The sequence below is a fragment of the Coprococcus sp. OM04-5BH genome (assembly GCF_003482105.1).
GTDB lineage: Bacteria > Bacillota > Clostridia > Lachnospirales > Lachnospiraceae > Coprococcus.
In genome coordinates, this window is sequence record NZ_QULM01000005.1 from 90,787 (window position 1) to 106,523 (window position 15,737).

A 15,737-nucleotide genomic window follows, 5' to 3' on the forward strand; every position below is an offset into this window, starting at 1 on the left:
CTGTACTTTATGATATTATATTGATTACTCAACAGTAACATCTGTAAGTGTAGCTGCAACGTCAGCCTTGAGAGCTGCGATTGCTTCATCAACGCTACCATACTCACCTGTGTTGTATGATGTAGAAACTGTTGATAAGCTGGTGTTGATCTGTGAATCATACTTTGTTGACTTGCTCATGTCGATAGTCTTAGCACCCTCATTGAATGTTGTAAGAAGGTTCTGACCATCAAGCTTGTCATTAGCACCTACGCCATCAGCGATAGCCTTTTCAACTGCTGCCTGGTTGTTAGGGCATCCCTCATCACCATTAGCTGCCATGTCATACATAACATCTGTATCACATGTTAATGTGTAGATTAAGAGACCTGCAAGTGATGGGTTTGGACAATCCTTACCATAGAAGAGGTATGAACCACCCCAGTAGTAACCACATGGGCCAGGGCATGCCTGATACTTAACGTCTTCTGTTACGAATACTGTATCACCCATGAACCAAGTTGTACCGAAGAAACAGAATGTTGTGCCGTTTGACATGTTAGCTGTCCACTCTGTTGACCACTGTGATGAATTCTGGCTGTATCCGCCATCATAGATCTTCTTTGAAAGCTCGAGCATTGTCTTAGCTGAATCTGAAACTACAAGCTTGCCATCAACTACCCATGCTGAATCCTTGTTAGCAAGAAGTGGGTACTTAAGCTCGTCTGGTCCTGAAACCATGTACTTGCCTGCTGCCTTAATCTTTTCAGCTACTGCGAAGAAACCATCCCAGTCTGAAACCATTTCCTGAACCTTCTCAGGATCTGATGTTCCGAGAACTTCCTCAGCCATAGCCTTGTTGTAAAGAAGAACACCAGGTGTTGCCTGCCATGTACAAGCCATAAGGTTACCATCAACTGTAGCGAAATCTACTGTGTACTGGTAAGCGTTAGCGTACATATCAGCTGTAATACCAGCCTCTGATACAGGAGCTGTGAAATCCTTGTCAGCGTAGCTGAGCATTACTGACTCATCTGAAGCGAATACTGAAGGATACTCTGTTCCGTCATCAACTGCGTTCTGGATCTTAGCTGGGTACTCTGACTCTGTACCTGATACGTTAAGGTTTACATACTTAACAAGGTCTGAGTACTCTGGGTACTTTGTTCTGAAGTATGTATCAATTCTGTTACCTAACTCATCATTCCATGAGTAAACGTAGATAGCCTTGTCATTGATACCTGATACATCAAAGCCTGTAGCCTCTGAGCCACCTGCTTCTGATGTGTCCTCTGAAGCTGCCTCTGTTGTTGCCTCTGAAGCTGCCTCTGTTGTTGCCTCTGTTGTTGCTGCTGTTGTTGCCTCTTCCTTGCTTCCACATGCTGTAAGTGATAATCCCATAGCAAGTGCTAATGAAAGAGCCAATGCCTTTTTGATTTTTCTCACAAAAAAACCCTCCTTTAAAATATGTGTGCATCCGGTCATCACCGGACTGCCTATAGTCATAGATTATTTTCTCAGTTGTACATCGAAATGTTCAATCTGCTATGACCCACTTATGATATTATTGACAAATACTCCTTGTCAACACAAGATGATTATAGGACATATTATCTAATTTGGCAAGTGTTTATTTATATCTTTTTATCTTTTTTGTACATTTTTGCGTTAATGGGAAGAAAAATATCACCAATAGACCATATTTTTATTTATACTATTTTTCCAGTTTCACTATATTGACACACAATTAATAATATCCCGCTTTATGATACAGGTTTCACAAAACGGGATACTCTCAGACATTCTTACAATTCAATTTCACTTTTTATTCTTATTTTACATTTACGAATTATATTTCTGTTTTTTATGTTTATTTAATATTTCTGCATTTTCTTATTTTATATTTTCCTCTATAAAGCCGGATATCTTCTCTGACACTCCTTTCGGATCATAGGTATAGAGTCTTGCTGGTCCGGACATCTCTTCGCAGGTTATATTGCTGTACTGTGAGTAGAACTCCTTAGCGCCACTGCAATATGCAGCTACATAATCGAACTCTTCGTCCCCGTCCTCCGCCTTGACCTCTTCATAGGTGGTTTTGGCTGTCTCGTCATCATTTATATACGGCTCAAGCAATGGATTGGCCATGAGCATATACATAGGGATATCCTCAGGCATCCCCAGTTCCTTAACCGCTGCCGCATTATCAACGGTGTAATAATTCTCGAAGTACATATCTCTTGTATAGCCACGCTCTGCTATAATGGCATCCCTGGTCTTCATCTGTATATCGGAATATACATCGCCTATATTGTCCGGGAATGAACTCTTGGCAAGTCTCATTCCACCGATCTTGGTGAACTGTATCATGAGATAATCAAAAAATCCCGTATACTCATCTGTGGTGATACTGTCAAACTGCTCTGCATAGTTCATATCCATACCGATTATCGCCTGTACCTCATCTTTATATGTATCTGCCCAGTACACAGCATCAAGTCCGCCGGTGCCCGATGCAACAAGTACATAAGGTCCCTCTATGCCCTTTTCCTGAAGCACCTTTCTGTAGTCATCAACCATGGCATCTATATGCTTATCTGAATCGGCACTCGGAGAAAATCCATATCCACTCTTATCCACATAAACAAGGTGATACCCGCTAAGCTCATCAAATAATGGCTGGAGTGCTATGGAGTCATCACACACCAGTCCGTCATGTATGAATACCAATGTTGTATCTGCCTCTGTGTCGCCCCCTTCAAGGACATGTATATTCTTGCCGTCTATGTTCACCATCTCACCGGGAGCGTGCATGTAGACTGCCTCCTTCTTGCATTTGCTTCTGTGATTGATGTAAAGTCCCACAAATACGATCACATTTATAACCAGGATAGCCAGCATAAATATGATGAATATCTTGAAGAACTTGTGGAGAAAGTTTTTTACTTTTTTGCTCATTATTTTTATCCCTTCTGTATTTCTTATGTTTTCTATAATAATATAGATATTTTTTTTAGTAAATGCTTTTGTGACATTTCAGACTTTTTTCATACTTTATTTCTTTTTATATTATTTTTCATATGTTAATATAGGAAACAAAGCAAATGTACTATGAGTAAAGGAGGCTTCAGATGAGCACAGAAGATAAAGAGAAGGACAATCTCAAGAATACAGGCAAGGACCATAGCCAAAGCACCAACAAAGATATATCCGTGGATAATAACAAAAGCACCAATAAAGAGAGCGATAATACCGACAGTAAAAAAAAGGTCAAAGATATAAATGAGTATGAGCCGGTCCGAAAGGGCTCCACAAGACGTGTTGCAGAGGGCTTCAAGGATCCCAACCAGGTTGAGGCAGATGCAGGCAGAGTGACAGAGGATAATCTCGAGCTCCATGGGCTGTCAGGACGCCAGCGCAGAAAAGAGCTGCGCAAACGATTCTATGCCGAAATGGCTGATATGGATACTAAGTCCAAGGTTAAATTCTTCTTCCGGTACAACAAATGGAAGATCATCATCCCTATACTGGTTATCGCCATTGTGATATCCACTGCGGGAACCATAATAAACAACAAGAAGCCGGTCGCCATATCCTACGCCATCATTAATTCGCCGAACTATTACGACATAAACACCGACGTGATTGAAAAGGACTATATGGAATATTATGGTATGTCTACGAAGAAATATCAGATAATATCCACAGCTGGTATAAATTATGACCTTGATACCTACGAGGAGGATTCACAGCAGTACTCCAATTCTGCCGCCTACACCTCATTTCCTACCAACTGCAGAACTAACTACTATGACATAATCATTACTGACAAAAAGGGTCTTGAGTATTGTGCCAAGACATCACTGATATATCCTGTTGACGATATATTCACCGCAGACCTGTCAAATGCCATCAGCAAAGGCTGCAGCGATCTTCTCACGTCAGCCAAGGATTATGAAGACAACGACGAAGTATTTGCCATTGATATAAGCGGTACTGCTTTCGCCAAGTCACTAAATCTTGACTTTGACCAGGCATATATATGCTTCCCGGGTTCTGATACCAGCAATATTGAAAATGTGCGAAAGATGTTAAACTTCATCTTTGATCTCGGACTTTCATTTGAAGAACAGTAAAAGCAAAAGAAAAAAGCGGCGGGCAGAGAAAATTTAACCTTCTCTGCCCGCTGTTTTTGCCTGTTTTCACTGTCAGTCTATATATTTTTTCCTGCAGCCTGTCTTCCCTATCTTGGGAGCTCGATAAATCCAACCTTCTTGTATACCTTGCGAAGTGTCTTATTGGCATAGTAGGATGCCTTTGCTGCATTTTCTTTCATCATGCTGTCAAGGTACGTCTTATCTGCAATAAGTCTTGCATACTCGTCCTGTACAGGTTTAAGGGTCGAAGCAACAGCCTCTCCCACTGCCATCTTGAAGTCTCCGTAGCCCTTGCCGTCAAACTCGGCAACTGTCTGCTCAGGAGTATTTCCTGTTACTGCATCATAGATATCAATAAGATTCTTGATGCCCGGCTTATCTTCTGAATATGCTATAAATCCGTCTGAATCTGTAATGGCTCTCTTGAACTTTCTCATGATCGTATCTGTATCATCAAGAAGAAGAATGCTTCCGTTTGGATTCTCATCTGACTTGGACATCTTCTTTGTAGGATCCTGAAGACTCATTATCTTGGCTCCGCTCTTGCCCATGTAAGCTTCCGGTATTGTAAATACGTCACCATAGATACCGTTAAATCTTCCGGCAATATCTCTTGCAATCTCCAGGTGCTGGAGCTGATCCTTACCTACAGGAACCATATCTGCCTGATAGAGAAGGATATCTGCTGCCATAAGTACAGGATATGTAAATAATCCTGTGTTTATGTTATCCGCATGCTTTGCTGACTTGTCCTTGAACTGGGTCATTCTGCTCATCTCTCCCATGTAGGTATAGCAGTTAAGTATCCATGCAAGCTGTGCGTGGGCAGGTACATGGGACTGGAAGAACAGGCAGTTCTTCTCAGGGTCAAGTCCTGCTGCTATATAAAGGGCGTAGAGCGTCCTTCCGTTCTTTCTTAGTGTTGCCGGATCCTGTCTTACAGTGATAGAGTGAAGATCCATAACTGCATAAAAACACTGAACCGACTCATCATCATTTAAGTCCACCCAGTTCTTAAGGGCTCCAAGGTAATTTCCAAGTGTTATAATTCCTGTTGACTGCATTCCTGAAAGCAGTACTTTCTTTCCGTCTATCATTTGCTTTACGCCTCCTAATGTATTAATCTTCAACATCCATATTCATGACCTGACGTTTTCTTGCCAGTTCATCATTTGCAAGGTACTCATCGTAGGTTGTCTGCTTATCGATAAGTCCTGTATTTGTAAGCTCTATGATTCTGTTTGCTGTGGTCTGTACAAACTGGTGATCCTGGGATGAGAACAGCACAACGCCCGGGAACTTGATAAGTCCGTTATTAAGGGCTGTGATGGACTCCATGTCCAGGTGGTTCGTAGGCTCATCAAGGATGAGACAATTGCTTCCCATGATCATGAGCTTTGAAAGAAGACATCTTACCTTCTCTCCTCCTGAGAGAACCTTAACCTTCTTGACTCCGTCTTCACCGGCGAATAACATTCTTCCAAGGAAGCCTCGTACATATGTGGCATCCTTCTCCTCTGAATACTGTGTGAGCCAGTCAACGATGATAAGATCATTGTCAAATTCCTTTGTGTTGTCCTTAGGAAAATAACCCTGGGATGTGGTAACGCCCCACTTGTAGCTTCCGCTGTCAGGTTCTTCCTCTCCCGCAAGGATCTTAAATAACATTGTTGTTGCCTTTGTGTTAGGTCCTACAAAGGCAATCTTGTCATCATGTCCCACTGTAAATGATATATCGTCAAGAAGCTTCTCTCCGTCCACCGTCTTTGAAATATGGGATACGGTAAGAACTTCATTTCCAATCTCTCTCTTAGGTCTGAAATCAATGTATGGGTACTTTCTGCTTGATGGCTTGATCTCGTCAAGCTCGATCTTCTCAAGTGCTCTCTTTCTTGAAGTAGCCTGCTTGGACTTTGAAGCATTTGCCGAGAATCTCTGAATGAACTCCTGGAGCTCTTTGATCTTCTCTTCCTTCTTCTTGTTGGCTTCCTTCATCTGCTTGATCATCAGCTGGCTTGATTCATACCAGAAATCGTAGTTACCTGCATAGAGCTGGATCTTTGAATAATCTATATCAGCAATGTGTGTACATACTTTATTTAAGAAGTATCTGTCATGGGATACTACTATTACAGTGTTCTGGAAGTTGATGAGGAACTCCTCAAGCCATGCGATGGCGTCCATATCCAAGTGGTTTGTAGGCTCATCAAGAAGAAGTACGTCCGGATTGCCGAAGAGTGCCTGGGCAAGAAGTGTCTTGACCTTAAGGCCGCCGTCCAGATCCTTCATAAGCATATAGTGGTATTCTGTGTCAACTCCGAGACCATTAAGAAGTGTCTCTGCGTCCGACTCAGCTTCCCAACCATTTAACTCTGCGAATTCCGACTCAAGCTCTGCCGCCCTGATACCATCCTCATCTGTGAAGTCTTCCTTCATGTAGATGGCATCCTTTTCCTTCATAATGTCATACAGTCTCTTATTTCCCATGATGACTGTATCCAATACTGAGTATTCATCATATTTGAAGTGATCCTGCTGGAGCACCGAAAGTCTCTCACCCTCGTTCATGGTCACATCGCCCTTTGACGGCTCTATCTCACCCGAAAGGATCTTTAAGAATGTAGACTTTCCTGCGCCATTTGCACCGATAAGACCATAACAGTTACCTTCGGTGAACTTTATATTTACATCTTCAAATAATGCTTTTTTTCCAAATCTTAATGTTACGTTATTTGCACTTATCATATAAATATATACCTTTCCCATTTTCTAAACTAAAAGTATAACAATCCACCGAGTTCATGTCAATGAATTAATGGGATGTGAATACAATTTTAAAAAATGTCCACACTAATGACTGTAACTACAAATATGGAACAGGACTGATGTCCAAACCGGGAGGAAATCAAAATGAGAAGTTCAAATGAAACTTACAGGGAAGTTGCCGAAAGGTGCAGTTCTTACGATGTTAAAGATTGTCCTGACTGCTACAGCAACTCAGCAAATGAGGTAAGCTGCCTTAACTGCTCACATTTCTGCAACGAGCACTGTACACTTGATCTCTACGACAGGATTGCAAAAAATCTTTAACACCTGTATGGAGCATGGGAGACCTGGCATAATCCTTATGACTAAGCCGTAAGGTTTCTAACCGGGAGCACCTTTTTTCGGTACCGGCACATCTGGCACCGGAGAAGGTGCTCCTTTTTGTTATGGCTGCCTCTACCCAAGGATTCCAATTTTACGTTCTTATCTTTCATTTTCAAAAATGTCAAACACAAATCTTTTTTTATTTTGAAGTACACAGGCAATTTTTTATTTAAAGTGTGCGAACTAAAATCTTTTTACTTTGGCGATTTTCATGGGGCACAATGCCTTACAGCTATTGACAACAACTACAGCTTTAAGTAAAATTCCAATTATATTATCATATTGAGAAAAATATCATGTGATAAGGATCAATTTACTATTTTTATTTTAAAGGAGAAATCAATACATGGACCCCAATGGTATAATGCAACTGATTATACTCGTCATTCTTATCCTTCTGTCAGCTTTCTTTTCATCGGCAGAAACAGCACTTACTACAGTAAACAAATACGCCCTGCGTTCTATGGCAGACTCCGGCAACAAACGTGCCGCAAGAGTCCTTAAAGTTACTGAAAACAGTGCGAAGCTGATCAGCACCATCTTGATAGGAAACAACATCGTAAACATTTCAGCATCATCCCTTGCAACAACCCTTACAACAAGAGTATTCGGAAGTGCCGCCGTAGGTATTTCAACAGGTATACTGACTCTGCTTATTCTTATATTTGGCGAGATCACACCGAAGACCGTAGCCCAGTTATACAGCGTCAAGATATCTCTTTTGTATGTTGACATCATCAAGTTCCTGATGTTCGTGCTTACGCCTGTAATATGGATCGTAAATAAGCTTGCGGACGCAATATTCTTTATCCTGCGAATTGACAAGAACAATACCGGTGCCAAGATCACCGAGGATGAGCTTCGTACCGTAGTAAATGTCAGTGAGGAGGAAGGTGTAATCGAGGATGAGGAGAAGGAAATGATCACAAATGTGGTTGATTTCGGCGACTCCAGAGTCAGGGATGTTATGATTCCCCGTGTTGACATGACTGTTGTGGATGTGGATGCAGATTACGACAGTGTGCTGAATATCTACATGAAAGTGCCTTACACCCGAATACCTGTGTACGAGGGGTCAAAGGATCACATAATCGGTCTCCTTCACATAAAGGATCTGTTCTTCTACAGAGCCACCCACAAGGATGATGATTTTAAGATCAGAAGTATCATGAGAGAGCCTCTGTATGTGTTTGAATTCCAGAAGACAAACGACCTCCTTAGCACCATGAAGTCTACTTCCAATTCGGCAGCCATCGCCTTAAATGAGTATGGACTGTGTGCCGGCCTTGTCACCACCGAGGATCTTGTGGAGGAGATCATCGGCGACATAAAGGACGAGTACGATTCTGCCGAGCACAATAATATAGTAAAGCTTGACGATACCCATTACAGTGTAAATGGTTCTATAAATCTTGATGACCTTAACGACGCTCTGGGACTTGATATCCGGTCTGAGGACTATGACTCCCTGGGCGGATATATAATCGAACTTCTGGATCATCTGCCGAAGCAGGGAGACACCGTCACAGACGGCGTTATCTTCTGCAAGGTTACCCAGATGGTGAAGAACCGTGTACTCAGGGTTCTTGTGGAGATACTGCCAAAGGCCGAGGAAAATGAAGAAACTAAATAATTTTCATTTTCAGGACAACAAATATAAATTGTTTATGAAATCTGGGGATATATCCAAAAATCTCTTGTGGCAGAGAAATAAATCCTATATAATTATAAGGATGTAGTGTTGTGTGATTTTCATGATTTGGAGATCATTTTTAAGGAAACGGAAGATATAAATGGAAAATAATATAAGCAGTATTCGAGATCTGATCGAAATGACAAGTTCCCTGAACTTCATCGATCCGGCAGATGTGCCATCCATTGAATTATACATGGATCAGGTCACTACCTTCTTAGAGGAAAAACTAAATAACAACAAGAGAAACGAAGAAGAAAAGACCATGACCAAGACCATGATCAACAACTATACGAAGAATGACCTTCTTCCGCCTCCTAACAAGAAAAGATATACCAAGGAGCACCTTATTCTTCTCATTTATATTTATTATCTGAAGAACCTGCTCAGCATAAATGATATACAGACGTTGTTAAAGCCTATGATCGAGGATTATTTCGGAAGTAATGATCCGTCAAAGAGCATAGATCAGATATATGCCAAGATCTTCAATCACCAGAAGGATCACTACAAGGACATCCAGAAGAGTATCATGAACACCTTCAACAGAGCTTCTGAAATGTATGATCCACAGAATGAGGGTTATCTCCACGACATGAGCCTTATTGCTCTCCTGTCGGCGGATGTATACGTTAAGAAAAAGTATATCGAGCATTTGATCGATAATATGCGTACCATCCAGGAAAAGGAAGCAAAGGCAAAGGAGAAAGAAGTTAAAGCCAAGGAAAAAGAGGCTGCCATGAAAGCAAAGGATGCTGCAATTAAAGCTAAAGCTTCAAACGAAGCAAGAGCTAAAGCAGCCCAGAAAGCCAAGAGCCAGCCAAACGCCAAGGGCAAAGCCGGGGCTACCGCGAAGACCGGAACTAACGCAAAATCCGGTGCCGATCAGAAGGCAGCTCAAAAGGTGAAGCCAAATCAAACAGGAAATCGAAGCCAAATTAAATAAGCTTGAAAAAAGCAGAAATGAAATCATATGTGTGATAACATTTCTGCTTTTTATTTTTGCGAAACATCTTATCCTCGACTCTTTATCAACTTCCAAGCTGTAGCCAAATTTAAAATCTTCTGTCCATATAACAGCATAATCTTTTACTTTTAAACGTTTTATGGAAAATAATATTTTAAGAGCATAAGAACTACCCCGTCATAATTTTTCTCTTCAAGGAGATCAGCCTGAGTATCCCATCCAACATCCGCTACGCTTTCAGCAGCCTGGGATACATTTTCTTCTAAGGCTTTATTTACATTTGCCTCGTAGTTCTTCTGATATTCCTCTATATTATGTTGATCATCAAGTTTCACCCGGTCACTGAGCTCAGGCTGCTTATTAAGGAATTCCAATGTTCCTTCCGGATCCTTGTTGTACATTTCATTTGCAGCAGTGTAACATTCATCAGTCACATAGCTAAGTATGTACCTGTAGGAGCTATATGCCAGCAGCCCGGAGTCACTGTTCGTGCCTGCAAGAAAGCCTATGAAGTTCGCGTCCCTCTCGGTATAAAAGCCCTTGTGGTGTGCCATTTCGTGGGCAACCAGCGGTCCATAATCCATGTAGGTTGTATATTTGTTGATGGTGACCTCCATGGTGTATGGGTATGTGTAACCGCCTATCCCCATAAAGTCCAGGATGTCAGAGCAGTAAGCAAGCTTAACCTTCGGATAATATCCATCAAGTATCGGATAAATGTCCGAAAGCCCCTCCATGGCTTTCACCACTTCCTCATATATATCCTCATCCTGCTTTATATAACCATTTTCATCCCTGTCCACCTGCTCCGCCAGAGAATTTATGTTATTTATCAATATAGCTCTGAGGGAGAATAGATCCTCAGTGGTGTACTCTCTTTCGTCTGATGTATCTACACCATTGTCACCACTCACATTTTCATTAGCTTTGGCGTTCTCTCCCGCAGTTGCTTCCGGGGATATATTATCATTTGCTCCGGCATCATTTTCTGTAGTTGCTTCCACGTTCATATCAGCCACTACCTGTGCACCGCTTCCGCGAAAAGGGACGAACCAATTAAGGGTGTATATCAAGGCAGTTACTACGAGCGTTGCCAAGATCACCTTCATATACACTGCTACACAGTGCCTGAACTTCTTATAAAAAAGCCCTATACCTTTCTTGTTATATACTGCCGCAAGCCTTCTCATTAACAAAACAATTAGAAGAGCCAGTAATGCTACGATCATGATCACAGCCATGATCATCACCAGATACATCATTATCTCTCCCAAATTAAACGGAAGTATACCTGTAACCCGGCTTATTGCATTCGCTATATGGTGATAAATATGTTTTGTATAAAAATCGCAGAAACTTCGGCTGAACGCCACTAGATTTATGATCAAAGTGATGGTTATGATCATCAGAATTGTTTTCGTGTACAAACTCAAGGATTTTAATTTGCTTTTTATCAAATATGATCTTCCCTTCGCTTTTGTGGGTTTTGATGTCAGGGCACGCCGGAACATACCCGGCTGTCATGCCCTGCTTAAATCAGTTATTATTATTTCTTTTATCAGAACTTCTTTTCTTATCTCTTCTTATGTTATATTCTTTATTCTTCCGGCTTTTTGAAGCTCTTCATTCTTCCGAACACCAGCTCATAACCGTCTTTTCCATAATTTAAGGATCTGTTTACTCTGCTTATGGTAGCTGTAGAAGCACCGGTTTTTTCTGCCACCTCAAGATATGTATTATTTTCTTTTAACATCTTGGCAACAGCAAATCTCTGGGCGATTGAAAGCAATTCATTTATTGTACATACATCCTCAAAAAATGAAAAACATTCATCCTCGTTTTCAAGTGTTAATATTGCTTCAAATAAGTCTTTTACTGCTTCTGTATGCACTGTCTTTCCCATTTCTTACCACTCCCATTATATTTTATTAAGCTTTCGTTTTTTACTGTTATACTTCTGTTATGCTTTACTCTTGCATAGTGTTAAAGCACTTTTTTATAATACCCCATCAATTGATTTTTTGCAATACGGAAGTGTCTAAAAAGAGTGATGGGCAGCTAACATATTATCGATATCAAAATCTCAAAAAGAGTAAATATAAAAAGTCCGGACAACGTATCTCTAATTTCAGATACGTCGCCGGACTCTTTTTTATTTTTGTCTGTTACTTTTATTTATTTCGTTTATCACATTTTCAGCCTAATGTTACAGAGTTGCCATTCCATAGCTTGCCGCTACAGACTCGTATGCTCTCTACAGCTTGCAGCCTTTCTTGATCCAGACAGCTACACCCTGACGGTTTACATAGAACTCGCCGCAGCCTTCGTCGTCGATCTTGATGTCGTACTTGGCATTTCCCATTACATCTGCGAAATGGCAGCCTGCATACTGTCTGCCTACATACATTCTTTTGGTTCCGCCTACGCCGTCACTCATAATGACTGCAAGTCCTGAATCTGGATGTTCTGCGTCGCCCTCTCTTGTGAATCCAACCACATCCGGATGATCAAAGTAGTCGTGCTGCACGCCATATGCATACTTCTTACGAAGCTTCAGGAGCTTGTTAAGGATAGTCTTCTTGGACTTCACCTTCACCGCAGCAATTCCCTGATAATCTCCCATAAAGAGACATGGATAGCCCTGCTCACGAAGAAGGATTATTGCATAAGCAAGCGGTTTGAACCACTCTCTTACATCCGACTCCAGTATTCCTCCCGGCTGTGACTCGTGATTATCTACAAATGTAACTGCCTTGGTAGGATTGCTCATCATAAGTGATCCGTCAAGAAGTCTGCTGAGATCGTAGTCTCCCTCATCATAAGAGCAATCATGGAAATTAAAATGTAACGGAACATCAAACATTGCCGCCTTGCCTTCTGTAGAGTCAATGTAGCCGTTAAGATAATCCTTGTTCCAATGCCAGAAATCTCCCACAACGAATATATTCTTAGGCTCATCAGCACTGCCATTATCTGTGGAGCTTCCATCCACAGCGCCGTCACTTCCATCAGCCGCTTTAACACCCTGTTCTGCCTCTATATCTACCTTGCTCTTTTCTGCGTGAGCTGCTGCCAGTGAGAAGTCCTTTATAAACCAGCCAGGCACATATTCTGCCTCCTGGAAACGGAAACCGTCCACTCCTGTCATGGTCTCATACCATGCAGCCCAGTTCATGAGCTCGTCATATACTTCCTGGTTATACAGGTCAAGCTCCGAGCCTATTATGTAGTCATACTTTGAGAATTCCTTAGCCGCCTTCTCAGGATCCATTCCGGCAAGCTCGATCACACGCTGTCTGAACTCATCCTGCTTCCAGTCAATCTTCTCGAAATGCTGCCAGTTCCATTTGAACTTAGAGTATTTGCTCTTTCTTCCCGGAAATGTGAACTTCGAAAGTGCTCCCACTGTTCTCTTGTTGCCTATCATCTGTGGTCCCGGTCTGCCATTGAAATCATTTGCAGATACTGCTTCTATCTTATCTGCTCCAAGCTTCTGGCGGACTGCCACATCCGCATAAACATCTATTCCTGCTGCCTTCATTGCCTTAATGGCTGCAAGATATTCTTCCTTTGTTCCGTACTTTGTTGCAACTGACCCCTTCTGATTGAATTCACCCAGATCATACAGGTCATATGTTGCATAACCCACGTCATCCTTGCCTCTTGCTGCCTTGGTGGCAGGCGGGAACCACACAGCGGTAGCTCCCATCTTCTTAAGGACAGGGGCATCCTTAACTGCCTGTGTCCATAATGTCTGGTCTGCAGGTGTGTTTGCATTAAAATACTGAACTAAAAGACCATTATCCCCCATAAAAATACCTCCACAATTCTAACATCAGCCCATTTGAAATATATCTTCGCACCTTGAATGCTTGCTATGGCAAAGGGCCGCCCTCTTCTTCTCCACGTGTCAACTGACACTGCCTGTATTAAAGCTTCTTTATTCTCTCGATTGCCTCGACTGTGCTCTCATAGGTTCCGAATGCTGTAAGTCTGAAGTAGCCCTCTCCGCTTGGTCCAAAGCCTGAACCCGGTGTGCCTACAACATTTGCCTTATCAAGAAGATAGTCGAAGAACTCCCAGCTTGTCATGCCCTCCGGAGTCTTAAGCCAGATATACGGAGCATTCACACCGCCTGATACTGTATAGCCTGCTGCCTTAAGGCCCTCTGAAATAACCTTGGCGTTATTCATATAATATGCTATCTGTTCTCTGGTCTGAGCCTTTCCTGCTTCTGAATATACTGCTTCTCCTGCTCTCTGAACGATATAAGGAGCTCCATTGAACTTAGTTCCGTGTCTTCTTGCCCAAAGTGCATTGAGGCTTGTGCCCTCTGCGTCCTTAAGCTCCTTAGGAACTATAACGTATCCGAGACGTGTACCTGTAAAGCCCGCATTCTTTGAGAAGCTCTTAAGCTCTATGGCGCAGGTCTTGGCACCGTCACACTCATATATACTATGTGGAACATCATCCTCACTTATGTAGGCTTCATATGCTGCATCATAAACGATGACTGCCCCAACCTTATTTGCATAATCAACAAATTCCTGAAGTTTTTCCTTCTTCACGGTTGCACCTGTAGGATTATTAGGGAAACAGAGATAAATGATATCCGGTGTCTCCTTTGGAAGCTCAGGTGCGAATTTATTCGCTGCGCTGCATGGCATGTAGATTACATCACTCCACAGGCCTGTGGTGCTGTCGTATGTACCTGTTCTACCTGCCATTACGTTAGAGTCAACATATACCGGATATACAGGATCGCACACTGCGATCTTGCTGTCCGCTGCGAATATCTCCTGGATATTGGCTGAGTCACTCTTGGCTCCGTCACTTACAAATACTTCATCTGTGGCAATATCTACGCCTCTTGCCTTGTAGTCATTCTCCACTATTGCGCTCCTTAAGAAATCATATCCAAGGTCCGGAGCATATCCCCTGAATGTCTCTGCTACCGCCATCTCATCAACTGCCTTGTGAAGGGCTTCAATGATAGCCGGTGCCAGCGGCTGTGTTACATCACCAATGCTAAGTCTGATTATATTACAATCCGGATGTGCTGCTACATACTCTCTCTGCTTTCTGGCAACAGTAGAAAAGAGATAGCTGCCAGGTAATTTTAAATAATTGTCATTTGCCTTAAACATTTTTTATTTTTCCTCCTAGTAATGGTCCGACCTCACACATGCCAATGTGTGACATCAGCCTATTTAGTCAGCAACGAAAAACTACTCAAATGTTACTGTCATTCAAAATCATATACGACATCTCAACGATGTTTATACCACTGTCCATACTTTTCTTCTGTATGTAACGGTGCGCACCCTGCTCATCGAAATTGTGTTCACTCATCAATCTAAGCTTTGCAGCCTTTATGATCTTTTTTTCTTCTTCGGTACGTTCCTTTGGTCTTGCCTTACGTTTCTTTCTCTCCCACAATATGTTATCGATGGTGAGATTAACTGTGCTTACAAAGTCCTGGGTCTTTAAAGGCATGGTGAGACACACCACTTCATTATTGCGGCACTGCTCGTAATTCTCCTTGGAGGCAAGCACGATCATGTCAAACCAGGCGGGTATACAGGCGTTCAGATCCGAGAACAACATGTCCGGATATCTGAACCCGCATACTATAAGACCGTCATCACAGGCGTCGGCAGCCTGAGCTGCCTGTGCACCTGTTGTACATACCTTAGTTACATTAATACCATTGCGTATGAGAAGGTTTTTAATACTTTTTGCTTCTTCGATTTTCCCGAATAGAACTATTACATTAACCACCTTATCAACC

General features: G+C 42.1%; 13 protein-coding genes. 4 read left to right on the forward strand and 9 right to left on the reverse strand.

Annotated elements, in window-relative coordinates; genetic code table 11:
- Window positions 1-24: 24 nt before the first annotated feature.
- Both DXB54_RS09755 and DXB54_RS09760 read right to left on the reverse strand, forming a co-directional pair.
- Window positions 25-1,425 carry a hypothetical protein gene (locus tag DXB54_RS09755; RefSeq protein WP_147361029.1) on the reverse strand — a complete coding sequence of 467 codons (1,401 nt, stop codon included), beginning with the start codon at window positions 1,423-1,425 and terminating at the stop codon, window positions 25-27.
- Between the two features lie 447 nt (window positions 1,426-1,872).
- Entirely contained in the window at window positions 1,873-2,937 is a 1,065-nt protein-coding gene (locus DXB54_RS09760) for an alpha/beta fold hydrolase (RefSeq protein ID WP_118695072.1), read from the reverse strand.
- A gap of 173 nt (window positions 2,938-3,110) precedes the next feature.
- On the opposite strand from DXB54_RS09760, the gene DXB54_RS09765 reads away from it, so the two are divergent.
- Entirely contained in the window at window positions 3,111-4,115 is a 1,005-nt protein-coding gene (locus DXB54_RS09765) for a hypothetical protein (RefSeq protein ID WP_118695073.1), read from the forward strand.
- Between the two features lie 107 nt (window positions 4,116-4,222).
- Here DXB54_RS09765 and trpS read toward each other — a convergent pair whose 3' ends face one another.
- A complete protein-coding gene (gene trpS / locus DXB54_RS09770; protein ID WP_118695074.1) occupies window positions 4,223-5,233 on the reverse strand; it encodes a tryptophan--tRNA ligase in 1,011 nt (336 codons plus the stop codon).
- A 22-nt stretch (window positions 5,234-5,255) separates the two neighbouring features.
- The gene (locus tag DXB54_RS09775) at window positions 5,256-6,881 is read right to left on the reverse strand and encodes an ABC-F family ATP-binding cassette domain-containing protein (protein ID WP_021938767.1); all 1,626 of its coding nucleotides are present in this window, start codon (window positions 6,879-6,881) and stop codon (window positions 5,256-5,258) included.
- A gap of 165 nt (window positions 6,882-7,046) precedes the next feature.
- On the opposite strand from DXB54_RS09775, the gene DXB54_RS09780 reads away from it, so the two are divergent.
- The 3 genes from DXB54_RS09780 to DXB54_RS09790 all read left to right on the forward strand — a co-directional run bounded on the left by DXB54_RS09780 (window position 7,047) and on the right by DXB54_RS09790 (window position 9,925).
- Window positions 7,047-7,226: a hypothetical protein gene (locus DXB54_RS09780; RefSeq protein WP_021938766.1), complete on the forward strand. Its 180-nt coding sequence runs from the start codon at window positions 7,047-7,049 to the stop codon at window positions 7,224-7,226.
- Between the two features lie 406 nt (window positions 7,227-7,632).
- Complete coding sequence (locus tag DXB54_RS09785) at window positions 7,633-8,919, forward strand: HlyC/CorC family transporter (protein ID WP_118695075.1); 1,287 nt, start codon at window positions 7,633-7,635, stop codon at window positions 8,917-8,919.
- 160 nt (window positions 8,920-9,079) lie between these two features.
- Complete coding sequence (locus tag DXB54_RS09790; RefSeq protein WP_118695076.1) at window positions 9,080-9,925, forward strand: DUF1836 domain-containing protein; 846 nt, start codon at window positions 9,080-9,082, stop codon at window positions 9,923-9,925.
- Between the two features lie 158 nt (window positions 9,926-10,083).
- On the opposite strand, the gene DXB54_RS09795 is transcribed toward DXB54_RS09790, so the two are convergent.
- The 5 genes from DXB54_RS09795 to DXB54_RS09815 all read right to left on the reverse strand — a co-directional run bounded on the left by DXB54_RS09795 (window position 10,084) and on the right by DXB54_RS09815 (window position 15,727).
- A complete protein-coding gene (locus DXB54_RS09795) occupies window positions 10,084-11,457 on the reverse strand; it encodes a DUF3810 family protein (protein WP_118695077.1) in 1,374 nt (457 codons plus the stop codon).
- 86 nt (window positions 11,458-11,543) lie between these two features.
- On the reverse strand, window positions 11,544-11,849 hold the full coding sequence (locus DXB54_RS09800; RefSeq protein WP_021938762.1) for a YerC/YecD family TrpR-related protein: 306 nt from the start codon (window positions 11,847-11,849) through the stop codon (window positions 11,544-11,546).
- 351 nt (window positions 11,850-12,200) lie between these two features.
- Complete coding sequence (locus tag DXB54_RS09805; RefSeq protein WP_118695078.1) at window positions 12,201-13,757, reverse strand: alpha-amylase; 1,557 nt, start codon at window positions 13,755-13,757, stop codon at window positions 12,201-12,203.
- A gap of 118 nt (window positions 13,758-13,875) precedes the next feature.
- The gene (locus DXB54_RS09810; RefSeq protein ID WP_118695079.1) at window positions 13,876-15,093 is read right to left on the reverse strand and encodes an LL-diaminopimelate aminotransferase; all 1,218 of its coding nucleotides are present in this window, start codon (window positions 15,091-15,093) and stop codon (window positions 13,876-13,878) included.
- Window positions 15,094-15,178: 85 nt separating this feature from the next.
- Window positions 15,179-15,727 carry an ANTAR domain-containing response regulator gene (locus DXB54_RS09815; protein ID WP_021938759.1) on the reverse strand — a complete coding sequence of 183 codons (549 nt, stop codon included), beginning with the start codon at window positions 15,725-15,727 and terminating at the stop codon, window positions 15,179-15,181.
- Window positions 15,728-15,737: the final 10 nt, after the last annotated feature.